Genomic DNA, 26,183 nt, shown 5'->3' with positions numbered 1-26,183 from the left:
AGCCCTGCCCGAATGGCACGCTTGAAAATAAATTTCTAAAGACAGTTGCTCCCACCCCGACCGCATCGGCCTCAAACCATGCGCAGTCCCTGTAGGAGCCTGGCTTGCCAGCGATCAGGCCAGTACAGGCAGTGCAAGACAGTTGCTCCCACACCGAATACATCGGCCCAAAGCCTGTGCAGTCCCTGTAGGAGCGGGCAAGCCCGCGAAGGGGCCGGGGCAGGAATACCTCACTGGCTGCCCAGCAAAGCATCTTCAACCACCTTCAGCAGCACCTCTTCAGAGAATGGCTTGCCCAGGCAGACCAGTGCCCCAAGTGCCATCGCAGCCCGCACCGCCCCTTCATCCCAGTGCGCCGACATGCAGATCACCGGCAACCGCCACCCCAGCCTGGCCAGCTCGCGCTGCACCGCCAGCCCGCTCATTCCGGGCATCCTCAGGTCGAGCAGCACACACCCCGCTTGCCGCGCCAGTGCCGAGGCCAGGAACAGGTCCCCGGCAGCAAAAGACAAGGTCTCGAAACCTGCCGAACGCAGCAGGTTGGCCAGGCTTTTGCGCACCGAAGCATCGTCGTCAACGATGCACACCGTGCTGCTCATGCGCCGCCCAGGCCCTCAGGCTGCGCCCCGATAACGTTGTGCATGGCCACCAGTTCAAGCAGCGAGCGGGACTGCATCTTGTTCATGATGTTCTTCTTGTGCACCTTGGTCGTCACCTCGCTGGTGCCGATCTGCCTGGCGATCTGCTTGTGCGACAGGCCGCCGACCACCAGCGAGAACACCTGGCGCTCGCGCTGGGTCAGGCGCTGGTACTTTTCCTGGACCTGCCGCGCATGGTGCCACTTGCGCCCTTCGGCCACGGCACGCGTGCGCACCGCCTGCAGCAGTGTCAGCAGCTGGTCTTCGTCGAACGGTTTGGTCAGGAACTCCACGGCCCCGGCACGCATGGCCTGGACGGTCATCGGGATGGTGCCGAAGCCGGTCATGAACACGATCGGCCAGGGCAGCGCAAGTCGGCGCAGCGCATCTTGGACTTCCAGGCCGCTGGTATCGGGCAGGTGCATGTCCAGCAACAGGCAGGCATAGGGGGTTTCCAGGCGGGCCTCGAACAACGCCTCGGCACTGGCGAACAAATGATGCGGAATGTCCTGCGAGCGCAGCAGGCGGCCCAACGCCGTGCGCACCGACGGGTCGTCATCCACCACCAGCACCGGCACGTTCAAGTGCTCATCGAACAACTCGACAGGTTCGGCCGCGGCGCACAGCGGCGATTTGCCCGCCGCCTTGCCAGGCAACTCGAGGCTGATCTCGGCGGCCAGGCGGTAGCCCCGGCGTGGCACGGTCTGGATCAGGCCCCGGTCGCCAAAGGCCTTGCGCAGCAAGGACACCTGCACCTGCAGGTTGTTGTCCTCGACTACCGTGCCGGCCCACACCTGGCTGAACAGCTCGTCCTTGTCGACCACCCGCCCCTTGGCCTTGATCAGCGTCGCCAGCACTTCGAATGCCCGCCCCCCCAACAGGACAGGCTTACCGTCAACAAAGGCTTCGCGCCGCTCCAGCGACACCTGGGCATTACCTATTCGGATCATGGCTTCCTCGCGCGGGCACGGGCGTTTCCCAGCCCAGGGCAGCCTAGGCCAGGGTACGCCTTCAGACAATTATCCCGAGGGATAGGTTGGCCTGAGGACTATACAAAAGCCCGCCAGCCCCCAGGGGACGATAACGGACAACAGCGTACCCTTTCCTGCCAAGCAGCCTGCAGCCCGCATCCCTGCTGGGTCCGCTGCGTATACTCGTGCGTCAGGATGTCGCTAGCAGGGGTGCCTTATGCTCGATGAACGCCTTGCCCACAGGCCCATCGATTACGACCAGTCCGTCGACGAGGGTTGGCTGAACCGGTGCGACATCAACGCGCTGGGCCAGGAAGGTGAACTCAGTTACTTCCGCCTTCGCGATCCAGCCACCGACCAGGCATGGATCGCCGTGCGCGCCCCGCGCGAGGTCCCCGCCGCCTGCCAGCGCCTGGAACGCGACTACCGCCTGCAACTCGACCCGCAATGGGCGGTGATCCCCTCGGCGTTCGTGCGCTCGGCCGAAGGCCCCCTGCTGGTGTACCCGGCCGGCCGCTCCATCGCCGACCTTATCGCAGAGGGCCCTGCCGCCCTGGCGCCGTTTCTCGAGATTGCGGTGAATGCAGCCACTGCCTTGGCCCAGGCACACGAACGCAATGTGCTGCACGGCGCGCTGCAGCCCGAACATGTGTGCCTGCGCGCGGACCAGCGAGTGCGACTGGGCTGCTTTCGCGCCGACCCGGCGGAACTGATCAGCGAACAAGGCACCCCGCTCGGCAACTGGGCTTACCTGGCGCCTGAACAGGTCTGCCCGCACGGCAGCAGCAGCGACCGACGCACCGACATCTATGCCCTGGGCGCGATCCTTTACCAGCTACTGCTGGGCGAATTGCCTCTGGCCGGGCGCGACACCCAGCACTGGCGCCAGCTGCATGCCGGCGTGCAGCCACGAGCGGCCTGCGAAGTGGACAGCAATGTGCCGCAACCTCTCAGCCGGATCCTGGCCAAGGCCTTGGCCAAAGAGCCGGACGCCCGCTACCAGAGTGCTCGCGCCCTGGCGGTGGACTTGGCCTATTGCCAGCGACAGTGGGCCGCCAGCAAGTCCATGGAGGCCTTCGAACCAGGCTGTGCCGACCCGATGACGCCCGACCGCGCACGCCTGTATGGCCGCAGTGCCGAACAGATGGCCATCGCCCTGCTGCTCAAGGCACAGCGCCGTGACAGCAAGCCACAAGCCCTGTTCATCAACGGGGCTACGGGCATGGGCAAGTCGAGCCTGGTCGAGGCAGCGCTTAGGGCCAACGCCCAGGGTTACTGGGCCATCGGCAAGTGCAACGGCGTTGCACAGGCCTTGCCCTACGCGCCCTGGGTCGAAATTCTCGGCGCGCTGACCACCCAGTTGCTGGCCAAGAACAGCCAGGACCTCGACGCCTTGCGCTGCGAGATTCTGCGCCGTATCAAAGGCCACGGCCGGCTGCTCGGCAAGCTGGCACCAGACCTGCAACTGATCCTCGGCCCCTTGCCCGAGTTGCCGGCCAAGCCCACGCGTCTGGCGCTGCAGAAGGAGTTGCGGGCGATCGTCGAATTCCTGCAGGTATTCAGCCGCCCCGACCAGCCGCTGGTGCTGTTCTTCGATGACATGCATTGGGTCGACGACTCCAGCCAGCAACTGCTGGCGCAACTTCTGGCTCACGCGCCCGGCAACCTGTTGCTGATCTTCGCCCGGCGCAGTGATGCGCCAGCCAGCAGTACACCCCTTGCCCTGCCCGCAGCGGTGCGCAGCACCACGCTGAACCTGCGGCCCCTGGCGGTGAGCGCGGTGACCGAGTTGATCGGCGAGCGCTACCACGTCGGCCCCGAGGACGCATTGCAGGTGGCCGAACTGGTACACGACAAGACTGCGGGCAATCCGTTCTTCATCAATCAGATCCTCCGGGCCATGGTCGAGGACCAGCTGTTCACCTTCGATACCCAGACCATGCGCTGGTCATGGTGCCTGCAGGCCGTGGCCCGCCACCGCTATTCCGACAATGTCGCCGACCTGATGATCCACCGCCTGGTGCGCCTGCCCGAGCCGCAGCGCGACCTGCTGCGGGTGGTCAGTGCGGCTGGCAGCCGCTGTGATGAACGCCTGCTTCACCAGGTACTCTCTCAAGCGCCCGGCGAGCCGTTGAAAGCCTTGATTGGCGCGGGTTTCCTGCAACCGGGCCAGAACGGCCTGGGTTTCGCCCATGAACGGGTGATGGAAGCTGCGTACGCTCTCACGCCAGCGCGCGCACGTGCCCAACTGCATGCACGTATTGCCCAGGCCATGCGCCAGGCCTGGCCGGGGCGCCTGCACGAGGTACTGTTCGAGCTTGCCAACCAGCTGCAACGCGCCAGCCCATGCGGGTTTGCAGCGGATGACTGCGAAGCTTTTCTGCAGCTTTTACGCGAGGCAGCAGCACGCGCACGCGATGGCGGCGCGTTCGAACAATCGGCTGGCTACCTGCACACGGCCGAGCAGTTGCTGCAACGCGGCGCAACGCTGGAAAGCCGCGCCACGCATGGCTTTGCCATCGCCTGCATGGCCACCGAGTGCGACATGCAACTGTCGCGAATGGTCGCGGCCGAGGCCCGCATCACTGAATGCCGCCTGCGCGCGCGCTCGGCGTTGGACCAGGCGCGGGTATGCCGCCTGCAGGCGCTGCTGTACACCTTGCGCGGCGACTATCAGGCGGCCATCGACAGCACCATTTCCGGCCTGGACTTGCTGGGTATGAGCCCGGTGCGAGGTGTCGACTGGCAACAGGTCGAAGCCAGTCATGCCCATGTACAGACCTTGGTCGAACAGAAAGGCCGACACTGCCTGGAATCGCTGCAGCGCACCGATTCGGAGGAAGTGACAGTTGCCATCAGTCTGCTGGCCACCCTGTCGTCATCGTTTTTCGTAAAGGACGACATCTGCTTCCTGCACCTGGCCAAGCTCATGGAGCTGTCACTGCTGCACGGCGTCGCCCCGGGCAGCACCTACGGCATGGCCTGGTACGGGGTGATGATTGCCGAGCGCTTCGGCGCCTACCATGATGGCCACGCTTGCTGCCTGGCTGCGCTCAAGCTGATAGAGCGGCACGGTTTCGACGCTGACTTGACCAGCGCGCTGCTGGCCCTGGACCAGGTCAGCGCCTGGACCTCGCCCATGGAGTTCGCCCGCCGTACCGCACTGGATGCGGTCGACTCGGGGCGCCTGAGCGGCGACCTGGCGATGAGCTGCTATGCCTGCAACCACCTGGTTTCCGATTCGCTGTTCATGGGCCGCTACCTGCCGGACGTGGTGGAGGAACTGGCGCAAGGCCTGGCCACCGTGCGTCACTACGGTTACCGCGACATCGAGCAGATCCTGCAGGCCCAGCAAGCGTTCGTCGCCAAATTGAGCTGCACGCCCTGCCCGGCCTCGGCCACAGCCTCGAAATCGCCCACCACGCGATTCTTCCAATACCTCATGGCCGGCATGGGCGACTTCTACCTGGGTAACATCCCGCAGGCCATGCGCAACCTGGCACTGGCCGGGGACAACACCTGGGCGGTACCAGCGCACATCAACCTGGCCGACTATCACCTGTTCCGCGGCCTGGCCCTGGGCAGCCCCGAGGCCATTGGCAGCCTTGCCGACAAGCTGCGCGAACTACACACCCTTCGCGAGCGCTTCGGCCGCTGGGCCGGCTTCAACCCGGCCACCTTCCGCAACAAGCTGTTGCTGATCGAAGGCGTGATCGCCAAGCTCGAAGGCGACGGCCTGGCCGCCATCCGCTGCTTCGACCAGGCACAGATCGCCGCCACCGCCGCCGGTTTCATCCACGAGCAGGCGCTGGCCCACGAACAGCTGGCCGAGGTATGCATCCCCAGCGGCCTGATCTCCGGCGCCAACCTGCACCTGCGCATCGCCCGCGACTGTTTCCATATCTGGGGCGCGACCGGCAAGGTGCACCAGCTGGAGGCGTTGCACCCGTTCCTGCGCACCCAGCCAATCCAGGAAAGCCAACGCGCAACCCACCAGGCCAAGCTCGACCTGGAAGCCGGCATCGAGGCAGCACGGGCGCTGTCCGAGGAAGTGCTGCTCGAAGGCCTTATCGAAACCCTGATGGGCCACCTGACCCAGCATTCCGGCGCCGACCACGGTGCGCTGCTGATCGTCAGCGGTGCCGAATTCCAGATGGCTGCCCTCGCCTACATCGACGACGCCGGGCTGCACGTGAGCATGGACGACTGCCAGAAGTTCATGACCCAGGCACCGCTGTCGATCATCAACGCCACCATGCGCACCAAGAAGCCCCTGGTGCTCAACGATGCCCAGAGCGACTGCCCCGAGGCCTTCCGCCAGCAGTTGCACGCGCGCAAGGCCCGTTCGGTGCTGTGCCTGCCGCTGGTGATCCAGGGCGTGCTGATCGGCCTGGTGTACCTGGAAAACCGCCTGGTGCCGAACCTGTTCGGCGGCCAGCGCCTGGCCATGCTGGAAATACTCGCCTCACAGGCGGCGGTGTCGCTGCAAACCGCCAAGTTCTACACACGCCTGGCCGAAGACAACCAGACCCGCGCCCAGATGGAGACCGAGTTGCGCCGCTCCCGCGCGGAATTGGCCCGCACGTCGCACTTGCAGGTGATGAACGAGCTGTCCGCGTCCATCGCCCATGAGATCAGCCAGCCGCTGCTGGGCATAGCGTCCAACGCCGCTGCCAGCCTGCGCTGGTTGAAACGCGCCAAGCCCGACCTGGAAGAGGCGATTGCCGGCCTGGAAGACATCCGCAACGACAGCGAACGGGCCGCCAACATCGTGCGTGCGCTACGCTCGCTGGCCAAACAGTCGCCGATGCAACTCAAGGTGGTGAAGCTGGACGAGTTGATCCGCGAAGTGGTGCGCCTTACATCGGCCGATGCCGCCAAGGGCCCGGTGGACGTGCAGATGCGCTTGCAGGCGGGGGTGAGCGTGATGGCCGACCCGGTGCAGTTGCAGCAGTTGGTGTTCAACCTGATTACCAATGGCCTGGAGGCGCTGGCGGGGTATCGCAGCGATGGGGTGCTGCGGATTGCGTCGGCGGTGGTCGGGAATGAGGTGGAAATCTGCGTGGACGACAACGGACCGGGGATTGCAGCGGATGAGCGCGAGCGAGTGTTCGATGCGTTTCATACCACCAAGATCGGCGGCATGGGGATGGGCTTGGCGATCTGCAACTCGGTGGTGCAGGCCCATGGAGGGCAGTTGCAGGCGCAGGTGTCGGAGCTGGGGGGGTGTCGGATTCGCTTTACGCTGCCTATGAATCCCTCTTGAGCCTGTACCGGCCCTTTCGCGGGTAAACCCGCTCCCACAGGGATAGTGCACAGCCTGAGAACTGCACGGTTTCTGTGGGAGCGGGTTCACCCGCGAAAGGGCCGGTACAGGCTTACATCAACGGGCGCTCAGGGCCGCATAGCTGTTCATCAGGTTGCGGTAGTTGGGAATGCGCTGCGACAGCAGGTTACCCAGCCCTTCGATGTCGTTGCGCCAGTCGCGGTGCAGCTCACAGGCCACCGAGAACCAGTTCATCATCTGTGCACCCGCCTGGGTCATGCGCACCCAGGCCGCCTGCTGCACGGTTTCGTTGAAGGTGCCCGAAGCATCGGTCACCACGAACACTTCAAAACCTTCCGCCAGCGCCGACAGGGTCGGGAACGCCACGCACACATCGGTCACCACGCCTGCGATGATCAGCTGCTTGCGACCAGTGGCCTTGATCGCCTTGACGAAGTCTTCGTTGTCCCAGGCGTTGATCTGGCCAGGGCGGGCAATGTACGGCGCATCCGGGAACATCTCTTTCAGCTCGGGCACCAGCGGGCCGTTCGGGCCTTGCTCGAAGCTGGTGGTGAGGATGGTCGGCAGGCCGAAGAACTTGGCCAGGTCGCCCAGGGCCAGCACGTTGTTCTTGAACTCGTTGGGCGAGAAGTCCTGCACCAACGAAATCAGGCCGGTCTGGTGGTCGACCAGCAGCACCACGGCGTCGTCTTTGTTCAGGCGCTTGTAATCGGGTTGGCTCATCGGGGTGACTCCTTGGGTTGGGAGAACGGGCCGGCACTGTCCACAAGGGGCTATACCGGCGGATAGGTTCGGCTTAAGGATGGGCCTGCGCCTGGCGCCAGGCCTTGGGCGGCTGGCCGACCAGGCGGCTGAAGGCGCGGGTGAAATGGGCCTGGTCGCAGAAGCCGCATTCCAGGCTCACGTGGGTGATCGGCGCCTCGGTGGCGAGCAGGCGCTTGGCCTTTTCCATGCGTGCCAGCAGGCGCCACGCCTGGGGCGAGAGGCCGGTGTTGACCTTGAACGCGCGCGAGAAGTGGCTGCGGGTGAGGTTGCATAACCCGGCGATTTCGATGATCGACAACGGGCTGTGCAACATCAGTTCCTTGGCCCGGCGCAAGCGCGCCGGCGTCAGTGCGCCGGGGGTTTGCAGCGGCGCTTGGGGCGTCCCGGGGTGCATGGCGGCTCTCCTGTTCAATGCAGAAAGTCTCGCCTCCGGCACATGACAAAGTCCTGAGCCAAACCTGAATTGTTGTTAATTGCGCGCTGCTGGCCCTGACGGTTTTGCCGATACCTTAAGATGCGTTTCGTATTCAGCTTCGGGCCGCTGGTGGCGGCCGGCATTCAAGGCATAAGAGCGATGCAGGAAAAACCCGCCCACCGCACCGTGGCCATGGTGTTGTTCAATGATGTGCTGTTGCTGGACGTGACCGGGCCCATGGACGCGTTTGCCATTGCTAACCGCTTCCTTCCTGCCGAGCGGAAGTACCGGCTGCTGACCCTGGCCGAAGGGCAGGCAGCGGTGCGCGGCTCCTGCGGGTTGAAAGTGGTAGCCGACCTGCGTCTGGAGGATTTGCCGGAATCCGTCGACCTGTTGCTGGTGCCAGGCGGCCCGGGCGCCTATGACATCGCCCTGCCAGGCATCGAGCGCTGGCTGCCCCAGGCCGTGCGCCGGGCCAAACGTTTTGGTGCAATATGCACCGGGGTATTCCTGCTGGGCCGGGCCGGGCTGCTGGACGGCTATCGCTGCACCACCCACTGGAACTACGTGGAGCGCCTGGCACAAGCGTTCCCCGAGGCGAAGGTCGAGACAGAGCAGATATACGTGATCGACCGTTGCCTGATTACCTCGGGCGGCATCACCGCAGGCATCGACCTGGCACTGGCAGTGGTGGCCGAGGACCACGGCAAGGCGCTGGCCCTGGAAGTGGCCAAGGTGCTGCTGGTCGCCCGCCATCGCCAGGGCGGGCAGACACCCTACGGGCCACTGCTGGCGGCTGTACCGCGGGATGATTCGCCGATTGCACGGGTGCAGGCGTACATCGTCGACCATATCGAGCAAGCCTTCACCGTGCAGAAAATGGCCGACCTGGTAGCCATGAGTGGGCGCAACTTCGCCCGCACCTTTCAACGCGAGGTGGGCATCACGCCGCTGCAATACTTGCAGAACGCACGCATCGACCGCGCGCGCAAGCTGCTGGAAAGCAGCGACCTGCCGTTGAAAGTGGTGGCGACGCAGTGCGGTTTTGGCAGTGACCGGCATTTGCGCAAGGTTTTCTGCGAGCGGATTGGCATGACGCCGGCGCAGTATCGGGCGCAGTTTGGTGGCAGTTGAGTATGCAGATTTCCTGTGCCGGCCTCTTCGCGGGTGAACCCGCTCCCACAGGTGTTGCGCAGGCTTGAAGACACCGCTGTACCTGTGGGAGCGGGTTCACCCGCGAAGAGGCCGGCACGACTGTCACCTGATTCAGGACAATGTGTCTTCCTCTCAGCAGATTGTCTGGCACTCTCCCATTCCCCCAGAATTGTCCGCCAAACTGATCTAACGCTGCCCCGGCAGCTCATGGAGTACGAGCCAATGCCACACGAAGGCAGCCTTCTGCAAACCGCGGTGATCTTCCTGCTCGCCGCTGTCCTCGCCGTCCCCCTGGCCAAGCGCCTGCACCTGGGGGCCGTGCTCGGTTACCTGCTCGCCGGCGTGATCATTGGCCCGCAGGCGCTGGGCCTGATCCGCGATACCGAAAGCGTGGCGCACATTTCCGAGCTGGGCGTGGTCCTGCTGCTGTTCATCATCGGCCTCGAGCTGTCGCCCAAGCGCCTGTGGCTGATGCGCAAGTCCGTATTCGGCGTCGGCACCGCCCAGGTGCTGCTCACCGGTGCGCTGATCGGCGCCATCGCCCTGTTCGGCTTCAGCCAGACGCTACCGGCGGCCATCGTGCTCGGTCTGGGCCTGGCGCTGTCGTCCACCGCCCTTGGCCTGCAGAGCCTGGCCGAAAGCAAGCAGCTCAACGCCCCGCACGGCCGCCTGGCGTTCGCCATCCTGCTGTTCCAGGACATCGCCGCCATCCCACTGATCGCATTGGTTCCGCTGCTGGCCGCCAGTGGCCCGGACACCAGCCACGGCGACAGCCTGGAGCATGGCCTGAAGGTGTTCGCCAGCATCGCGGTGGTCATCGTCGGTGGCCGCTACCTGCTGCGCCCGGTGTTCCGCACCGTGGCCCGCACCGGCCTGCCGGAAGTGTCCACCGCCACCGCGCTGCTGGTTGTGATCGGCACTGCCTGGCTGATGGAAGAAGCCGGCATTTCCATGGCCCTGGGTGCCTTCCTCGCCGGCCTGCTGCTGGCCGACTCGGAATACCGCCACGAGCTGGAATCGCAGATCGAACCGTTCAAGGGCCTGCTGCTGGGGCTGTTCTTCATCAGCGTCGGCATGGGCGCCAACCTGCGCCTGCTGCTGGAAATGCCTTTGGTGGTGCTGGGCCTGACCCTGCTGCTGGTGGCCGTTAAGCTGGTACTGCTGATCGGCGTCGGCCGCCTGGCCGGTGGCCTGAACAGCGCCAGCGCCCTGCGCCTGGGCATGGTGCTGGCTGCCGGTGGCGAATTTGCCTTCGTGGTGTTCAAGCTGGGCAAGGACCAAGGCCTGTTCGACACCCAGACCTACGTTCTGCTGCTGATGACCATCACCCTGTCGATGGCCATTACCCCGCTGCTGATGATTGGCTGCGCCCACGCCCTCAAGCGCCCGCAACCGGCGCGTGAGGTGCCGGAGCATTACAAGCAGATCCAGGCTGACACGCCACGGGTGGTGATCGTCGGCATGGGCCGCATGGGCCAGATCGTCGCGCGCATCCTGCGGGCACAGAAAGTTCCGTTCATTGCCCTGGAAACCTCGGTGGACACCATCGAGATGACCCGTATGTTCGAACAGGTACCCGTGTTCTACGGCGACCCGCTGCGCCCCGAGGTGCTGCATGCCGCCAAGGTGGGCGAGGCGGAATACTTCATCATCACCATCGATGACCCGGAAGCTGCCATTCACACGGCGGAACGGGTGAAACGCCTGTACCCGCACCTGAAAGTGCTGGCCCGCGCGCGTAACCGCCAGCATGTGCACAAGTTGGCGGATGTCGGCGCCGAGCCGATTCGCGAGACGTTCTACTCCAGCCTGGAGATGACCCGCCGGGCATTGGTGGGGTTGGGGTTGAGCGAGGCGCAGGCGGCGGACCGGATTGCGCGGTTTACCCAGCATGACGAAGAGGTGCTGGTGGCCCAGGGGCAAGTGCGTGATGACCGGGCCAAGGTGATGCAGACGGCCAAGGAGGCCCGGGCGGAGTTGGAGCGGTTGTTTGATTCGGATGCGGATTGAGGGTTGGCGCATCGATTCAGGAAGAGGGCTCAGGCCCTCTTTTGTATTTTTGGCTTGAGATTGTCTGGGTCCGCTGCGCGGCCCCAGTGCACAAAAATATCAGCAGCATCCTACTTCGTTGCGAGCCATTTCCTACTCAGCCATACCATCTGACGAATTATCCTACGCACCGTGTCGAAGCCCGTCTGATTGTCCGGGGAAAGCCTGCTCTCTAGGCTTGCCGGGTCGCTGTCGGTTCAGCGATCGGGTGTGGAAACCCGGCAGGTAAATCGGAATAGCTGTTGTCATGGCAGCTGCGCGCGGGAGGCCGAATGGCCTGCCGGGGTTCCGATAGCCTGGCTTTCCACCCCGCGTGCAGCCGCCACCCTTCGCGTGGAAACGGATGGTGCCGGCCAACCTCTATCGGAGTTTGGCTATGAAAAAAATTGTCCCCAATCCACCTCTTCCCGACACCAAAGAGCGCGCTTTCAGCCGCTGCGATGCCGGCCATCCACCTTTGTTCACAGTAAACCCGGGCGTCTCTGCCCACGACGCCCTGGTGCATGTCGCCCAGTACCTGCGCGGCGCCTACGACTGTGGCTACAAAGCCCTGGAACACCTGGATGAAACCGGCAAGAGCCTGTTCTGGAGCAACCTGAATGCGCTCGAAATGGCAGAAGGGTTGGTTGAGGCATTGCTGGATGGGATTGAGTCGCAGCCCATGAATTGATGTTGTCCTTGCTGGCCTCTTCGCGGGTGAACCCGCTCCCACAAGGATCACCACAGGCGCTGAAACTGTGCAGTCCCTGTGGGAGCGGGTTTACCCGCGAAAGGGCCAGCGCAGCAAACAAAAAAGGCCAGCTCCCTACAGAGGGAGCCGGCCTTTTTGCATTCAACTAACGGGCTGTTACTTACCCGCAGTCAACGCGTTGTAGCTGGTAATCAGGTTGCGATAATCCGGAATGTGGTTGGAGCACAGCGCCGCCAGCCCTTCGATGTCGTTGCGCCAGTCGCGGTGCAGCTCACAGGCCACGCCGAACCAGGTCATCATTTGCGCGCCGGCGCGGCTCATGCGGTCATGGGCAGCATCGCGGGTCATTTCGTTGAAGGTGCCGGAAGCATCGGTCACCACGAACACTTCGAACTCCTCTTCCAGGGCCGACAGCGCCGGGAACGCTACACAGACCTCAGTCACCACGCCGGCAATGATCAGCTGTTTCTTGCCAGTGGCCTTCACCGCCTTGACGAAGTCTTCGTTGTCCCAGGCGTTGATCTGGCCTGGGCGGGCGATGTACGGGGCGTCCGGGAACAGGGCTTTCAGCTCTGGTACCAGCGGGCCGTTGGGGCCTTGCTCGAAGCTGGTGGTGAGGATGGTCGGCAGGTTGAAGAACTTGGCCAGGTCGGCCAGGGCCAGCACATTGTTCTTGAACTTGTCCGGCTCGATGTCACGGACCAGGGACAGCAGGCCAGCCTGGTGGTCGACCAGCAGGACAGCAGCGTCGTCTTTGTTCAGGCGGTTGTAGGTGAATTTACTCATGGTCTGTGCTCCTGAGGGTTATGAATTTTTCAGCATTCGGGGGTGTTTCGCGTTGATGGGCACAGATTAAAATCATCACCTTTGTGGCGGTAGATAGCAGAATTTGGCTTTAGCGTTCCGTTTTATGAACGATGGATTTGTAGGGGCTGTGCCGGCCTCTTCGCGGGTAAAACCGCTCCCACAGGGATAGCGCAGGGCTTGAGCCCTGTGCATTACCTGTAGGAGCGGGTTTACCCGCGAAAGGGCCGGCACAGGCAACCAAACACCCGGAGACCGATCATTGGAAGACCTCAACTCCCTCTACTACTTCACCCAGGTAGTCGAGCACGGCGGCTTCGCCCCGGCTGGCCGGGCGCTGGACATGCCCAAGTCGAAGCTAAGCCGACGCATCGCCGATCTCGAAGACCGCCTGGGCGTGCGTCTGCTGCACCGCACCAGCCGCCATTGTTCGCTCACCGAGATCGGCCAGGCCTACTACAACCGCTGCCTGGCCATGCGCGTGGAGGCCGAGGGCGCGGCGGAGATCATCGAGCGCAACCGCAGCGAACCGCGCGGCCTGGTGCGTATCAGTTGCCCGACCACCCTGCTCAATTCCTGGGTCGGGCCGATGCTTACCCGCTACATGCTCAAGTACCCGCAGGTGGAGCTGTTCATCGAGAGCACCAACCGCCGCGTCGACCTGCTGCACGAGGGTTTCGACATCGCCCTGCGGGTGCGCTTTCCGCCGCTGGAGAACACCGACATGGTGATGAAGGTACTGAGCAACAGCACCCAGTGCCTGGTCGGCCAGCCGCAGTACCTGGAGCAGTTGCCCAAGGGCTTCGACCCGCAGTTGCTCGGCACGCTGCCGAGCCTGCATTGGGGCAGCGCCCAGCGTGAGTACCAGTGGGAGCTGTTCCTGGGTGAGGACAGCAGCCGCAGCATCGTCATCCCGCACACACCGCGCATGGTGACGGACGACCTGTTCGCCCTGCGCCATTTCGTGGTGGCCGGGGTGGGTATCGCTCACCTGCCGCGGGTGGCGGTGCGCGAAGACCTGGCGGCGGGGCGGCTGGTGGAGTTGTTGCCGGACTGGCACCCGCGTTGCGGCATCGTGCATGCGATCTTCCCGTCGCGGCGGGGGTTGCTGCCATCGGTGCGGGCGCTGATCGATCATCTGGCCGAAGAATTCGCCATCAGCGACATGGCTTGAGCCGGTTGCCGCCTGTGCCGGCCTCTTCGCGGGTAAACCCGCTCCCACAGGGTCACCACTAGCCTCAAGGTTTGTGCAGTATCTGTAGGAGCGGGTTCACCCGCGAAGAGGCCGGCACAGGCAAGAACAGCCAGAGCACACACATACAAGACCCCTGGCCTATCCTTCCTCCACAGTCCCGGATCATACCTCCCGGAGCCCCCATGATCCGCGCCACCCACGGACCAGGCTGCGCCCTGCTCGCCACCCTCGCCCTGTGCCCGGTGCTCAGCCAGGCCGAAGAGCCCGGCTGGTCGCTGCTCAGCCGCAACTACTTCCTGCACAGCGACTTCCGCTCGCCCTCCGGCAGTGGCCAGAACTACCGCCAGGAATGGGCCCAGGGCTTCATTGGCGAAATCCGCTCCGGCTTCACCGAGGGCACGCTCGGCGTCGGTATCGATGCCCATGGCTTTCTCGGCCTCAAGCTGGACGGCGGCCGCGGCCATGCCGGCACCGGCCTGCTGCCGCGCGACATCGATGGCCGCGCCGAGTCCGACTACTCCAGCGCCGGCGCCGCGCTCAAGCTGCGCCTGGGCAACACCCAACTGCACTACGGCGAAATGACCGTGGAAACCCCGGTGTTCGACACCAGCGACAAACGCCTGCACCCGGAGTACGCCACCGGCTGGTTCCTGGACAACACCGACCTGCCCGACTGGCGCCTGCAGGCCGGGCACTTCACCGCCTTCAACAACCAGGGCAACAGCTCCAGCCATGATGACTTCAGCGGCTACGGCGCCACCACCGACAACCGTGCCATCAGCCTGGCCGGTGCCGCGTTCGCACCCGACGGGCCATTCGGCGGCGCACTGTACGCAGGCCAGTTGGAGGACACCTGGCGCCAGGCCTACCTCAACCTGAACCTGGCCGAGGGTAACTGGCGCCTGGACGGCAACCTGTACAAGACCCGCGACACCGGCAATGCCAGTGCCGGGGCAATCGACACCCTCGCCTACAGCCTGCTGGCCAGGTACAGCTTCGGCGCCCAGGCGCTGAGCCTGGCCTACCAGAAGGTCGAGGGCGATACCCCGTTCGACTTCGTCGGCGGCGACTCCATCTACCTGGCCAACTCGATCAAGTACGCCGACTTCAACGGCCCCGGCGAGCGCTCATGGCAACTGCGCTACGACCTCAACTTCGCCACCCTCGGCGCCCCCGGCCTGAGCCTGATGGGCCGCTACGTCAGCGGCCGTGGCATCGACGTTAGCCATGCCCCGGCAGGCGGCGCCTATGCGGGCCAGTACGGCGACGGCGGCAAGCACTGGGAGCGCGACATCGACCTGAAATACGTGGTGCAGTCGGGCGCCGCCAAGGACCTGAGCCTGTCGTTTTCCCACGTCAGCCACCGCGCCAACCAGGCCCAGGCTGGCGATGACATCGACCGGATCTACCTGATCATCGAATACCCACTCAAAGGCAGCTTCTGACATGAGCACGTCCCCTTCAGGCGCCTGGAGCCCATTGCGCAACGCCACCTTCCGCATGCTGTGGATCGCCACCATCGCTTCCAACATCGGCACCTGGATGCATGAGGTGGGCGCCGGCTGGCTGATGACCACGCTGTCGGCCAGCCCGTTGCACGTGGCCCTGATCCAGGTAGCCGGCTCGCTACCAATGTTCTTCCTTGCCCTGCCGGCCGGCGCGGCGGCTGATATCGTCGACAAGCGCCGATACCTGTTGCTGGTGCAACTGTGGATGTCTTCGGTGGCCGTGGTGCTGGCGGCCCTGACCCTGCTCGGGGTGATGAACGTCACCCTGCTGCTGGTGCTTACCCTGGCGTTGGGCATCGGCACGGCACTGATGATGCCGGCCTGGAGTGCGCTGACACCGGAGCTGGTAGGCAAGGACGACCTGGCCAACGCGGTGGCGCTTTCCAGTGTCGGTATCAATGTGTCGCGCGCCATCGGCCCGGCTTTGGCGGGCGTGGTGGTGAGCATGGTCGGCCCGTGGCTGACCTTCGCCCTGAATGCCATCTCGTTCGCCGGGGTGATCCTGGTGCTGTTCCTGTGGAAGCGCGAGGTGAAGGAGCCGCTGCTGCCGGCCGAGCGCTTCGTCGGCGCCATGCGCACCGGGCTGCGTTTCGCGCGCAGTGCCAAGCCCTTGCAGGCGGTGATATTGCGCGCCTTGGCATTCTTTTTCTGCGCCAGCGCCGGCACCTCGCTGCTGCCGTTGATCGTGCGTGGCGAGATGCAAGGTACCGCCGCCGATTTCGGCCTGCTGCTGGCGGCCATCGGCATCGGCGCGGTGGCCGGCGCCACCTTGCTGCCACGCCTGCGCGAACGCATCAGCCGCGACCGCCTGGTGCTGCTGGCCAGCCTGCTGTATGCCCTGTTCCTGCTAGCCCTGGCGCTGGTGCGCAACTTCTATGTGCTGCTGCCGGCAATGCTGCTCAGCGGCGCGGCGTGGATTGCCGTGCTGTCCAACCTGCAGGTGGCGGCGCAGACCTCGGTACCGGCCTGGGTACGGGCGCGGGCGCTGTCGGTGTACATCCTGATCTTCTTTGGTGCCATGGCCAGTGGCGGGTTGCTGTGGGGCACGCTGGCCAGCCATGCAACCATCACCTTGAGCCTGCTGCTGGCCGCAGCTGGCCTGGCACTGGGCACGCTGCTGACCTGCAAGGTGACGCTGCCGGAAACCGCAGCCGAGGAGCTGACGCCGTCACTGCATTGGCCGTTGCCGCTGCTGAGCGACGACATGGACAAGGAAAGCGGGCCGGTGATGGTTACCGTGGAATACCACATCGACCCGGCCAAGGCCGAGGCGTTCCAGCAGGCAGCGCGGGAGCTGGAGGCGATGCGCAAGCGCAATGGCGCGTTGTCGTGGGGGTTGATGCGCGACAGCGCGGACCCGGCGTTGTGGCTGGAGTTCTTCTTCGAGGAATCGTGGCTGGAGCATTTGAGGCATCACCACCGGGTAACCCGGGGTGAGCTGAAGATCGAGGCCAGGGTGCGGATGCTGCAGACCGATGGTGTGGAAGTGAAGATTCGGCATCTGTTGGCTGGAGCTGAGCACAAGACTCACCATTGATGTCTGCTGTGGCCTCTTCGCGGGTAAACCCGCTCCCACAGGGACAACACAGGCCTGAAGGGCGCTGCCGTACCTGTGGGAGCGGGTTTACCCGCGAAGAGGCCAGCACTGAAGGAACAAAAAAGGGGGCCAATAACTGGCCCCCTTTTTCACATCAGCTCAGCTTAGAAAGCAAAGCACGAACAACCCAGCGCCCCCCAGAAGCCCTGGAAGTCATTCACCGGCACATTCGAATGCCGTGCCTTCTCATGGCTGTGCGCATGCACCCCGCAAGGCCCGACACACTGGTGCGCCACCGCTGCCAGCGACGGCGTGCCCACGCGCCAGTGGCCCGGCACCTTGGTCACCGGCGACCACTCCGGCAGCACCGGCACCTGGGGCGGGCCGAGCTTGTCGAATTCCGCCGCGCCATACACCACCTTGCCATCGACCACGGTCAGCACCGACTCGATGCCTTTGATCGCCTCTTCATCGACACTGAAGAAGTCCAGCGACAGCGCCGCCAGGTCAGCCAGCTGGCCCACCTTGATCTGGCCTTTCTTGCCCTGCTCGCTGGAGAACCAGGCGCTGCCCTGGGTGAACAGCTGCAGCGCGGTGTCACGGCTGAGGCCTTCCGGGTACAGCTCCATGCCACCGACGGTCTTGCCGCTTACCAGCCAGTACAGCGAGGTCCACGGGTTGTAGCTGGACACGCGGGTGGCGTCGGTACCGGCGCCCACCGGCACGCCCATGTCGAGCATGCGCTTGATCGGCGGGGTCTGCTCGGCAGCCTTGGCGCCGTAGCGGTCAACGAAATACTCACCCTGGAAGGCCATGCGGTCCTGGATCGCGATACCGCCGCCCAGCGCACGCACACGCTCGATGTTCTGCGGGGTGATGGTTTCGGCGTGGTCGAAGAACCATGGCAGGCCATTGAACGGGATGTCGCGGTTGACCTTCTCGAACACGTCGAGCATGCGCGTGATCGATTCGTTGTAGGTGGCATGCAGGCGGAACGGCCAGCGCTGCTCGACCAGGTGGCGCACCACCGGCTCCAGCTCTTGTTCCATGGTTTGCGGCAGGTCCGGGCGCGGTTCGAGGAAGTCCTCGAAGTCGGCGGCGGAGAACACCAGCATTTCGCCGGCGCCATTGTGGCGCAGGAAGTCGGTACCGCTGTGCAGCTTCACGCTGGAGGTCCACTTGCGGAAGTCGTCCAGCTCTTCCTTGGGCTTCTGGGTGAACAGGTTGTAGGCAATGCGCACGGTCAGCTGGTTGTTGTCGGCCAGCTCCTGGATCACCTGATAGTCGTCCGGGTAGTTCTGGTAGCCACCACCGGCATCGATGGCACTGGTCAGGCCCAGGCGGTTGAGCTCGCGCATGAACTGGCGGGTGGAGTTGACCTGGTATTCCAGCGGCAGCTTCGGCCCCTTGGCCAAGGTGGCGTAGAGGATCATCGCGTTGGGGCGGGCGATGAGCATGCCGGTCGGGTTGCCGAACTTGTCACGCTGGATCTCGCCGCCCGGCGGGTTGGGCGTGTCCTTGGTGTAGCCGACGGCCTTGAGCGCGGCGCGGTTGAGCAGTGCGCGGTCATACAGGTGCAGCAGGAATACCGGGGTGTCAGGTGCGGCCTGGTTGATTTCCTCCAGGGTGGGCATGCGTTTTTCGGCGAACTGGAACTCGTTCCAGCCACCGACCACGCGCACCCACTGCGGGGTGGGCGTGCGCGCGGCCTGGTCCTTGAGCATGCGCAGGGCATCGGCCACCGAAGGCACGCCTTCCCAGCGCAGCTCCAGGTTGTAGTTCAGGCCACCACGGATCAGGTGCAGGTGCGAGTCGTTCAGGCCAGGGATGACCGTGCGCTGCTTGAGGTCGATGATCTGCGTGGTGGCGCCCTTGTGGGCCATGGCTTCGGCGTCGTTGCCCACGGCGATGAAACGGCCATCCTTGATGGCGACGGCGGTCGCGGTGGGCTTTTCACGATCAACGGTGTGCAGTTTGCCGTTGAACAGAATCAGATCGGCGGTCATGGAACCTCCTTGGGTGGATGCGTGAGCGGAACCGGCGGAACCGGTAAAAGGCAATGCGGACCAGAGCGCGCCAGCGGCACCGAGCACGGTACTGGTGGCGAGGAACTGGCGACGGGTCTTGTCGTTGCGGTCCTGGGACATGGGGTTCTCCGTCTGGTGCGGCAGCGGGCAGGCGCAACTGCGGAGCATGCCGGTTGGTGTAGGGACAAGGCTTGGATGGATGTGCGGTGGGTTGTTGAAGGTTAGCCTTGTTCAGCATTTGCGCTGCCTGGGCTGGCCTCTTCGCGGGTGAACCCGCTCCCACAGGGACATCACCGGCCTTGAAGACTGTGGTGTCCCTTGTGGCAGCGGGTTTACCCGCGAATGCCCCAGCACAGTTACTTCTGAAGGAACGCCAGCAAGTCTTGATTGAGTTGCTGTGCATGAGTCACCGCAAACCCGTGCGGCGCCCCCGCGTACACCTTCAGCTCAGCCCCACGAATCAGCTCCGCCGCCCGCTTGCCGGTGCTCTCGAACGGCACGATCTGGTCGTCGTCACCGTGGATCACCAGGGTTGGCACATCGATCTTGGCCATATCCGGGCGGAAGTCGGTTTCGGAGAACGCGGTCACGCAATCCAAGGTGCCCTTGATCGATGCCATCAGCGCAATGTTCAAGGTCTGGGTCTGCACACCCTGGGACACCTGCTGCCCATGGTTGATGCCATAGAACGGCGTGGCGAAATCGGCGATGAACTGCGCCCGGTCGGCACGCAGGCCGGTGCAGATACCCTCGAACACCGATAGGTCGACCCCTTCAGGGTTGTCGTCACGCTTGCCGAACACCGGCGTCACCGCGCCAAGCAGCACCAGCCCGGCCACACGCTCGCTGCCGTGGCGGGCGATGTAGCGGCTGACGTCACCGCCACCCATCGAGAAGCCCACCAAGGTCACATCGCGCAGGTCGAGGTGTTCGATCAGCTGGGCGATGTCATCGGCGAAGGTGTCGTAGTCGTAGCCGCTCCACGGCTGGCTCGAACGGCCGAAACCACGGCGGTCGAAAGCGATGGCGCGGTAGCCGCGGCTGGCCAGGTATTCCATCTGCGAATCCCACATGTCGGCATCCAGTGGCCAGCCGTGGCTGAACAGCACAGGCTTGCCGCTGCCCCAGTCCTTGAAGTAGATCGAAGTACCATCGCGGGTAACGAACGTGCTCATGTCGGTATCTCCTTGAAAATGTCGAGGTAAAGGCCTGGCTCAGCCACGCAGCCAGTTGGCGCAGCGGCGGGTTACCCAAGGCATGATGTAGAACACCACGGGCAGGATGACGAACAGGTTGACGATCAGGTTGCCGATGATCGCGCCCCCCAGCTGCGGGAAGCGTGCGAACAGCGGCGCCAGCAGTTGTGGAATGATCATGGTCATCGGGCAGATCACCAGGTAGGTCAGCAGGGCCTGCTTCCAGCGCGGCGGTTGTGCCGGCGTAGCGCCCTTCGAACTGGCGATTACCTTGTGTTGCAGGCATACGGTCACTACGTCGTGGTTGTCTTGGGGTGCGGTGTTCATCGGCGTTCCTTGGGATGAGCTTGCCCGCATCCACTGTGCAACGGCGGACGGGCGCTGGATTGGACAGGTGTGCTGCCTTGGCGGGCACCGGCTGGCGGTGCCCGCACATCTGGCTTACTTGCTGGCGTTGAAAGCGTTGTAGCTGGTGATCAGGTTGCGGTAGTCCGGGATGTGGTTGGAGCACAGCGCGGCCAGCCCTTCGATGTCGTTGCGCCAGTCGCGGTGCAGCTCACAGGCCACGCCGAACCAGGTCATCAGTTGTGCACCGGCCTGGCTCATACGGTCGTGGGCGGCGTCGCGGGTCATCGCGTTGAAGGTGCCGGAGGCATCAGTGACCACGAACACTTCGAACTCTTCCTCCAGGGCCGACAGCGCCGGGAAGGCTACGCACACTTCAGTCACCACGCCGGCGATGATCAGTTGCTTCTTGCCGGTGGCCTTCACCGCCTTGACGAAGTCCTCGTTGTCCCAGGCGTTGATCTGGCCTGGGCGGGCGATGTAGGGGGCGTCCGGGAACAGGGCTTTCAGCTCTGGTACCAGCGGGCCGTTGGGGCCTTGCTCGAAGCTGGTGGTGAGGATGGTCGGCAGGTTGAAGAACTTGGCCAGGTCGGCCAGGGCCAGCACATTGTTCTTGAACTTGTCCGGCTCGATGTCACGGACCAGGGACAGCAGGCCAGCCTGGTGGTCGACCAGCAGGACAGCAGCGTCGTCTTTGTTCAGGCGGTTGTATTTGAAGTTGGTCATGGTCGTTGCTCCTAAGGGTTTTGATCTTTTCAGTAAGTTGGGTGTTTCGCGTTGATGGGGGAAGATTAAAACCATGACCTTTTGGGCGGTAGATAGCGATTTTTGGCTCTAGCGTTCTGTTTTATGAACGATGGTTTTGTATGGGCTCGACCGGCCCTTTCGCGGCTAAAGCCGCTCCTACAGGTACTGCGCACGATTCAGATCCAGCGCAATCCCTGTGGGAGCGGCTTTAGCCGCGAAGAGGCCGGCACAGGCCCCATTGCCTGCCCGTCCAACCTGCTCTATTACTACCCACAACCCTCCCCTCACCCGAGACCACCATGCTGGCGTTCATCCAGTCATACCCGTTGTTGCTCGGCACCGCCCTGGTCCTGCTCGACCTCGTGCTCTGGCAACTGATTCCTCTCCAGCAACGCGCCTGGCGTATCGGCACGCGGTTGGTGCTGTTCCTGCTGTTCAGCTCGGTACTGGTGGCTGCCGGCATGAGCCCGATGCAACCACCCCCCTGGCCCGATGATGTCTCGCGCAACCTGATCGCCACGGTACTGGCGATCGGCTGGTGGCTGTTCGGCGCACGCACGGTGACGGTGGTGTTCGGCCTGTTGCTGGGTGCCCGTGGCAGCCATGGCGGGCGTTTGCTGCAGGATGTGCTGGGGGCGCTGATCTTCCTGGCTGCGGTGGTCGCCGCCGCAGGTTATGTGTTGCAGTTGCCGGTGAAGGGCCTGCTGGCTACATCGGGGGTAATGGCCATCGTCATCGGCCTGGCGCTGCAGAGCACATTGGCCGACGTGTTCAGTGGCATCATCCTGAACACCACGCGGCCGTATCAGATTGGCGACTCGATCTCCATCGATAACACCGAAGGCAAGGTGCTGGAAATCGACTGGCGTGCCACCCGCCTGCTCACCAGCACCGGCAGCCTGGCGGTGATCCCCAACTCGGTGGCGGCCAAGGCCCGGCTGCTCAACCACAGCCGCCCGGCCGATGTGCACGGGGTGTCGGTCAGCGTGGTGGTACCGGCCAAGGTGCGGCCCAAACGGGTGTTCGATGCTCTGGAAAAAGCCTTGCAAGGCGTCAGTGCCATCCTGGCTACACCAAGACCAAAGGTGACGGTGAAAGCCTCGACGCTGGAATCAGTGGAGTACGAAGCCAGCGGCTTCGTGGCCGACGCGGGCGCCAAGGGCGACGCGCGCAATCAGCTGTTCGACCTGGCCCACCGGCACCTGGAGGCCAGCGGGGTAATGTGGAACACCGACCTGGCCATGCCACCACGCAGCCGCCAGCGCGAGGTGCTGGACGAGGTGCGGGTGTTCCGCTCGCTGAGTGCGGAAGAGCGCGATGCGCTTAGCCAGCGCATGACGGCGGTGGAATACCTGGCCGACCAGGTAATCCTGGGCGTGGGCGAGCATTCCGATCATTTGCTGGTGATTGGCAGCGGGGTGGTTTCGGCGTCGATCCGCGATGGCGACAAGCTGGTCGAGGCCGGGCGCATGGGGCCGGGCGAGGTGCTGGGGATCGAAGGAATCATCGACGAAGAGGACTCGCTGGCCGAGTTCCGCACGCTGACCGGTTGCGTGCTGTATCGGATCGACAAGGAACAGGTGAAGAGCTGCCTGGTGCAACGCGGCGATGTGCAAACGGCGTTGAGCAAGTTGCAGCGGTTTCGGCGGCAGAGCCGGGAGTCGTTGTTGCTGCAGAAGCCGGTTTCGATCAAGAAGGGCGGTTTTCTCAGCTGGTTGCACAAGTAAGCCTGTGCCGGCCTCTTCGCGGGTCAACCCGCTCCCACAGAGACCGCGCAAAATCTGAACGCTGCGCAGTACCTGTGGGAGCGGGTTTACCCGCGAAGAGGCCAGTATTTACAACACAACCCTTAGGCATTGCCCCGCGTGGTACAGCGAGAACCCGGACTCGTAGAACGCAGTCCGCAACGAGGGCGCACTCACGCCCTTCATCGGCGAGAACGGAATCGGCAGGCTGCCCGCCTCCCCCTTCAGCAGGAACTCGGCGAACGCCCGGCCGATCACGGTCCCGGTGGTATTGCCGCGCCCGTTGTACCCGGTCACCGCCACCAGCCCCGGCGCCGGTTCGAACAGGCGCATCAGGTGGTCTGGGGTGAAGTCGATGCAACCGGTCCAGTGCATTTCCCACTCGACCTTGCCCAGCTCCGGGTAATAGTGGCTCTGGATGCGGTCAGCCCAGCTGCGCACGAACCACGCCGGCTTGTTGTCGACCCGGCCCAGGCTGCCGAGCAGCAGGCGGCCCTGGTCGTCGCGACGGATGCTGCTGAGCACGGTGCGGGTGTCCCATGAGCCTTGGCCATGTGGCAACACCTTGTCGGCTGCAGCACCCTGCAACGGCTTGGATGCCACCTGGTAGTAGTAGCCACGGAAGAACTGCTTCTGCAGGTTGCTCCAGTCGCCTTCGGTGTAGGCGCCGGTGGAAACCACCACCTTGTCGGCGCGCACCGAACCACGTGCGGTCTTTACCCGCCAGGCATCGCCGTCACGCTCCAGGCCTTCGACCGAAGACTGCTGGAACAGCTTGCCACCCAGGCGTGCCACCGCTGCGGCCAGGCCCTGGGTGTAGCCCATGGGGTTGATGGTGCCGGCGCGGCGGTCGAGCAGCGCGGCGGAAATCTTGTCGGTGCCGCAGTATTCCTGGCATTGGGCGCCGGTCAGCAGCTCCACATCGGCACCACGGCGGCGCCATTGCTCGTGGCGGGCCTCCAGGTCGGCGATACCGGTGGCGTTGTGCGCCATGTGCAGCGTGCCTTTGTGCTGGGCCTGGCAGTCGATGCCAAGGCGTTCGATCATGGCGAACACTTCGGCCGGGGCTTCGCCGAGCACCTTGTTCAGGCGGCTGCCCTGCTGCAGGCCGAGGGTGGCCTCGACATCGTCGGGGCGGATCCAGGTGCCGGCGTTGACCAGGCCGACGTTGCGCCCGGAGCCACCGTGACCGATCTTCCAGGCCTCCAGCAGGATCACCGACTTGCCCTGTTCGAGCAGGTGAATGGCCGCCGACAGGCCGGTAATGCCGCCACCGATCACACAGACATCGGCCTTGTGCTCACCGGCCAGGGCCTGGGCGGCGACGGTCGGTTTGCTGACGAATTCCCACAAGCATTCTTGACGCAGTTCGGACATGGCCCGGCTCCAGCAATTTGTTCTTGTTTGGGGCCGTTGTGCGGCCCATTCGCGGGTAAACCCGCTCCCACAGGTGCATCACAGGTTTCAAGAACTGTGTTGTACCTGTGGGAGCGGGTTTACCCGCGAACCGGGGGCCAGGCCCCCGGCCATGCAGCATCAGCCGATCAGTCGAACACGATACCCTGCGCCAGCGGCAGTTCGCGCGAGTAGTTCACGGTGTTGGTCTGGCGACGCATGTAGCCTTTCCAGGCGTCCGAACCGGACTCACGGCCACCACCAGTCTCCTTCTCGCCACCGAACGCACCGCCGATCTCGGCGCCGCTGGTACCGATGTTGACATTGGCGATGCCGCAGTCGCTGCCCGAGGCGCTCTGGAAGCGTTCGGCCTCACGGATGTCGGTGGTGAAGATGCACGACGACAGGCCTTGTGGCACTTCGTTGTTCAAGCGCAGGGCCTCTTCGAAGTCGTCGTAGGCCAGCACGTACAGGATCGGGGCGAAGGTTTCGTGGCGCACCACGTCGCTCTGCGCCGGCATTTCGGCGATGGCAGGCGATACGTAGTAGGCGTTCGGGTACTGATCGGCCAGCTGACGCTCGCCACCAAATACCTGGCCACCTTCGTCGCGGGCCTTGGCCAGCGCGCCCTGCATGGCGTCGAACGACTGCTTGTCGATCAGCGGGCCCACCAGGTTGTCCTTGCGTGGGTCGCCGATGCGCACCTTGCCGTAGGCAGCTTTGACGCGGGCAACCACTTCGTCCTTGATCGAACGGTGCACGATCAGGCGGCGCAGGGTGGTGCAACGCTGGCCGGCGGTGCCGACTGCGGAGAACAGGATGCCACGCACGGCCAGGTCGAGGTCGGCGCTCGGGGCCAGGATCATGGCGTTGTTGCCACCCAGCTCGAGGATGCTGCGGCCGAAGCGGGCAGCCACACGTGGGCCGACTTCGCGCCCCATGCGGGTGCTGCCGGTGGCGCTGACCAGCGGTACGCGCGGGTCGTCGACCATGGCTTCGCCGGCTTCACGGCCGCCGATCACCAGTTGTGCCAGGCCAGCCGGGGCATCACCAAAGGCTTTCAGGGCTTTTTCGAACAGCGCCTGGCAGGCCAGGGCGGTCAGCGGGGTCTTCTCGGACGGTTTCCATACCACCGAGTTACCGGCGACCAGGGCCAGGGCAGTGTTCCAGGCCCAGACTGCGACCGGGAAGTTGAAGGCGCTGATCACGCCGACCACGCCCAGCGGGTGCCAGGTTTCACGCATGTGGTGGCCAGGGCGCTCGGAAGCGATGGTCAGGCCGTACAGCTGGCGCGACAGGCCAACGGCGAAGTCGCAGATGTCGATCATTTCCTGCACTTCGCCCAGGCCTTCCTGGGTGATCTTGCCGGCTTCGATCGAAACCAGCTCGCCGAGGTCGGCCTTGTGCTCACGCAGCACCTCGCCGAACAGGCGCACCAGCTCGCCACGGCGCGGGGCCGGCACGCTGCGCCAGGCTTCGAAGGCGCTCTGGGCCTGATCGATGCGGGCGATGGTCTCGGCCTTGCCGAGCAGTTTCACCGAGGCGATCTGGCTGCCGTCGATCGGCGTGTGAACAGGGTAGTCGCCCTGGGTGTAAGCCTCGGCAGCAACGCCAAGGCGCTCGAGCAGTCCAGCAACCATTTGTGCATCTCCTACATCGGGTGATGGGGTGGAAAAATGATGTGGATCAGTATTAATCCGATCACACCGGTGC

At 64.3% G+C, this 26,183-nt stretch carries 19 protein-coding genes; 8 read left to right on the top strand and 11 right to left on the bottom strand.

Going from position 1 to position 26,183, the window contains the following annotated elements:
* Window positions 1–230 precede the first annotated feature (230 nt).
* Entirely contained in the window at window positions 231–599 is a 369-nt protein-coding gene (locus MJ643_RS06950; protein ID WP_023662911.1) for a response regulator, read from the bottom strand.
* Window positions 596–1,588: a response regulator gene (locus MJ643_RS06945; RefSeq protein WP_013974754.1), complete on the bottom strand. Its 993-nt coding sequence runs from the start codon at window positions 1,586–1,588 to the stop codon at window positions 596–598. The genes MJ643_RS06950 and MJ643_RS06945 overlap by 4 nt, the downstream gene beginning before the upstream one ends.
* Window positions 1,589–1,826: 238 nt before the next feature.
* Here MJ643_RS06945 and MJ643_RS06940 point away from each other — a divergent pair, with 238 nt between their 5' ends.
* Window positions 1,827–6,875, top strand: a complete 5,049-nt coding sequence (locus MJ643_RS06940) for an ATP-binding sensor histidine kinase (RefSeq protein ID WP_024087898.1) — start codon at window positions 1,827–1,829, stop codon at window positions 6,873–6,875.
* Between the two features lie 117 nt (window positions 6,876–6,992).
* On the opposite strand, the gene ycaC (MJ643_RS06935) is transcribed toward MJ643_RS06940, so the two are convergent.
* On the bottom strand, window positions 6,993–7,619 hold the full coding sequence (gene ycaC, locus MJ643_RS06935; protein WP_004375560.1) for an isochorismate family cysteine hydrolase YcaC: 627 nt from the start codon (window positions 7,617–7,619) through the stop codon (window positions 6,993–6,995).
* A gap of 73 nt (window positions 7,620–7,692) precedes the next feature.
* Entirely contained in the window at window positions 7,693–8,055 is a 363-nt protein-coding gene (locus MJ643_RS06930) for an AraC family transcriptional regulator (RefSeq protein ID WP_013974756.1), read from the bottom strand.
* Window positions 8,056–8,235: 180 nt separating this feature from the next.
* On the opposite strand from MJ643_RS06930, the gene MJ643_RS06925 reads away from it, so the two are divergent.
* The 3 genes from MJ643_RS06925 to MJ643_RS06915 all read left to right on the top strand — a co-directional run bounded on the left by MJ643_RS06925 (window position 8,236) and on the right by MJ643_RS06915 (window position 11,950).
* Window positions 8,236–9,210: a GlxA family transcriptional regulator gene (locus MJ643_RS06925; RefSeq protein ID WP_024087899.1), complete on the top strand. Its 975-nt coding sequence runs from the start codon at window positions 8,236–8,238 to the stop codon at window positions 9,208–9,210.
* A 243-nt stretch (window positions 9,211–9,453) separates the two neighbouring features.
* Entirely contained in the window at window positions 9,454–11,241 is a 1,788-nt protein-coding gene (locus MJ643_RS06920; protein WP_208209240.1) for a monovalent cation:proton antiporter-2 (CPA2) family protein, read from the top strand.
* Window positions 11,242–11,656: 415 nt separating this feature from the next.
* On the top strand, window positions 11,657–11,950 hold the full coding sequence (locus MJ643_RS06915; protein WP_015272306.1) for a hypothetical protein: 294 nt from the start codon (window positions 11,657–11,659) through the stop codon (window positions 11,948–11,950).
* A 177-nt stretch (window positions 11,951–12,127) separates the two neighbouring features.
* Here MJ643_RS06915 and ycaC (MJ643_RS06910) read toward each other — a convergent pair whose 3' ends face one another.
* Entirely contained in the window at window positions 12,128–12,757 is a 630-nt protein-coding gene (ycaC, locus tag MJ643_RS06910; RefSeq protein WP_013974760.1) for an isochorismate family cysteine hydrolase YcaC, read from the bottom strand.
* 280 nt (window positions 12,758–13,037) lie between these two features.
* Here ycaC (MJ643_RS06910) and MJ643_RS06905 point away from each other — a divergent pair, with 280 nt between their 5' ends.
* The 3 genes from MJ643_RS06905 to MJ643_RS06895 all read left to right on the top strand — a co-directional run bounded on the left by MJ643_RS06905 (window position 13,038) and on the right by MJ643_RS06895 (window position 17,015).
* The gene (locus MJ643_RS06905) at window positions 13,038–13,949 is read left to right on the top strand and encodes a LysR substrate-binding domain-containing protein (protein ID WP_013974761.1); all 912 of its coding nucleotides are present in this window, start codon (window positions 13,038–13,040) and stop codon (window positions 13,947–13,949) included.
* A 203-nt stretch (window positions 13,950–14,152) separates the two neighbouring features.
* A complete protein-coding gene (locus MJ643_RS06900) occupies window positions 14,153–15,415 on the top strand; it encodes an OprD family porin (RefSeq protein ID WP_208209239.1) in 1,263 nt (420 codons plus the stop codon).
* A gap of 1 nt (window position 15,416) precedes the next feature.
* Window positions 15,417–17,015 (top strand): MFS transporter, encoded by a 1,599-nt coding sequence (locus tag MJ643_RS06895; protein WP_044047176.1) that lies wholly within the window; start codon window positions 15,417–15,419, stop codon window positions 17,013–17,015.
* Between the two features lie 164 nt (window positions 17,016–17,179).
* On the opposite strand, the gene MJ643_RS06890 is transcribed toward MJ643_RS06895, so the two are convergent.
* The 4 genes from MJ643_RS06890 to ycaC (MJ643_RS06875) all read right to left on the bottom strand — a co-directional run bounded on the left by MJ643_RS06890 (window position 17,180) and on the right by ycaC (MJ643_RS06875) (window position 21,309).
* Window positions 17,180–19,021, bottom strand: a complete 1,842-nt coding sequence (locus MJ643_RS06890; RefSeq protein WP_038410295.1) for an amidohydrolase — start codon at window positions 19,019–19,021, stop codon at window positions 17,180–17,182.
* Between the two features lie 377 nt (window positions 19,022–19,398).
* Window positions 19,399–20,217: an alpha/beta hydrolase gene (locus MJ643_RS06885; RefSeq protein ID WP_023661331.1), complete on the bottom strand. Its 819-nt coding sequence runs from the start codon at window positions 20,215–20,217 to the stop codon at window positions 19,399–19,401.
* A 39-nt stretch (window positions 20,218–20,256) separates the two neighbouring features.
* Window positions 20,257–20,565: a hypothetical protein gene (locus MJ643_RS06880; protein ID WP_023661330.1), complete on the bottom strand. Its 309-nt coding sequence runs from the start codon at window positions 20,563–20,565 to the stop codon at window positions 20,257–20,259.
* A 114-nt stretch (window positions 20,566–20,679) separates the two neighbouring features.
* Complete coding sequence (gene ycaC / locus MJ643_RS06875; protein WP_247726714.1) at window positions 20,680–21,309, bottom strand: isochorismate family cysteine hydrolase YcaC; 630 nt, start codon at window positions 21,307–21,309, stop codon at window positions 20,680–20,682.
* Between the two features lie 320 nt (window positions 21,310–21,629).
* Here ycaC (MJ643_RS06875) and MJ643_RS06870 point away from each other — a divergent pair, with 320 nt between their 5' ends.
* Window positions 21,630–23,057: a mechanosensitive ion channel family protein gene (locus MJ643_RS06870; protein WP_024087903.1), complete on the top strand. Its 1,428-nt coding sequence runs from the start codon at window positions 21,630–21,632 to the stop codon at window positions 23,055–23,057.
* 108 nt (window positions 23,058–23,165) lie between these two features.
* Here MJ643_RS06870 and MJ643_RS06865 read toward each other — a convergent pair whose 3' ends face one another.
* Together MJ643_RS06865 and MJ643_RS06860 are read right to left on the bottom strand one after the other, a co-directional pair.
* Window positions 23,166–24,452, bottom strand: a complete 1,287-nt coding sequence (locus tag MJ643_RS06865; RefSeq protein ID WP_024087904.1) for an FAD-binding oxidoreductase — start codon at window positions 24,450–24,452, stop codon at window positions 23,166–23,168.
* Between the two features lie 167 nt (window positions 24,453–24,619).
* Window positions 24,620–26,110: an aldehyde dehydrogenase family protein gene (locus MJ643_RS06860; protein ID WP_003253547.1), complete on the bottom strand. Its 1,491-nt coding sequence runs from the start codon at window positions 26,108–26,110 to the stop codon at window positions 24,620–24,622.
* Between the last annotated feature and the right edge of the window lie 73 nt (window positions 26,111–26,183).

It is taken from the genome of Pseudomonas sp. PNPG3 (assembly GCF_023093815.1).
GTDB classification, from domain to species: domain Bacteria; phylum Pseudomonadota; class Gammaproteobacteria; order Pseudomonadales; family Pseudomonadaceae; genus Aquipseudomonas; species Aquipseudomonas asiatica.
The sequence above is the reverse complement of the archived record's forward strand: the minus strand, read 5'-3'. Positions and strand labels throughout refer to the sequence as shown.

Bases quoted from the DNA above. Each gene is read 5' to 3' on its own strand.
- MJ643_RS06920 (WP_208209240.1), top strand. From the start codon at position 9,454: ATGCCACACGAAGGCAGCCTTCTGCAAACCGCGGTGATCTTCCTGCTC.
- MJ643_RS06890 (WP_038410295.1), bottom strand. From the start codon at position 19,021: ATGACCGCCGATCTGATTCTGTTCAACGGCAAACTGCACACCGTTGAT.
- ycaC (WP_004375560.1), bottom strand. From the start codon at position 7,619: ATGAGCCAACCCGATTACAAGCGCCTGAACAAAGACGACGCCGTGGTG.
- MJ643_RS06925 (WP_024087899.1), top strand. From the start codon at position 8,236: ATGCAGGAAAAACCCGCCCACCGCACCGTGGCCATGGTGTTGTTCAAT.
- ycaC (WP_247726714.1), bottom strand. From the start codon at position 21,309: ATGACCAACTTCAAATACAACCGCCTGAACAAAGACGACGCTGCTGTC.
- MJ643_RS06870 (WP_024087903.1), top strand. From the start codon at position 21,630: ATGCTGGCGTTCATCCAGTCATACCCGTTGTTGCTCGGCACCGCCCTG.
- MJ643_RS06860 (WP_003253547.1), bottom strand. From the start codon at position 26,110: ATGGTTGCTGGACTGCTCGAGCGCCTTGGCGTTGCTGCCGAGGCTTAC.
- MJ643_RS06930 (WP_013974756.1), bottom strand. From the start codon at position 8,055: ATGCACCCCGGGACGCCCCAAGCGCCGCTGCAAACCCCCGGCGCACTG.
- ycaC (WP_013974760.1), bottom strand. From the start codon at position 12,757: ATGAGTAAATTCACCTACAACCGCCTGAACAAAGACGACGCTGCTGTC.
- MJ643_RS06940 (WP_024087898.1), top strand. From the start codon at position 1,827: ATGCTCGATGAACGCCTTGCCCACAGGCCCATCGATTACGACCAGTCC.
- MJ643_RS06915 (WP_015272306.1), top strand. From the start codon at position 11,657: ATGAAAAAAATTGTCCCCAATCCACCTCTTCCCGACACCAAAGAGCGC.
- MJ643_RS06895 (WP_044047176.1), top strand. From the start codon at position 15,417: ATGAGCACGTCCCCTTCAGGCGCCTGGAGCCCATTGCGCAACGCCACC.
- MJ643_RS06950 (WP_023662911.1), bottom strand. From the start codon at position 599: ATGAGCAGCACGGTGTGCATCGTTGACGACGATGCTTCGGTGCGCAAA.
- MJ643_RS06885 (WP_023661331.1), bottom strand. From the start codon at position 20,217: ATGAGCACGTTCGTTACCCGCGATGGTACTTCGATCTACTTCAAGGAC.
- MJ643_RS06865 (WP_024087904.1), bottom strand. From the start codon at position 24,452: ATGTCCGAACTGCGTCAAGAATGCTTGTGGGAATTCGTCAGCAAACCG.
- MJ643_RS06900 (WP_208209239.1), top strand. From the start codon at position 14,153: ATGATCCGCGCCACCCACGGACCAGGCTGCGCCCTGCTCGCCACCCTC.
- MJ643_RS06880 (WP_023661330.1), bottom strand. From the start codon at position 20,565: ATGAACACCGCACCCCAAGACAACCACGACGTAGTGACCGTATGCCTG.
- MJ643_RS06945 (WP_013974754.1), bottom strand. From the start codon at position 1,588: ATGATCCGAATAGGTAATGCCCAGGTGTCGCTGGAGCGGCGCGAAGCC.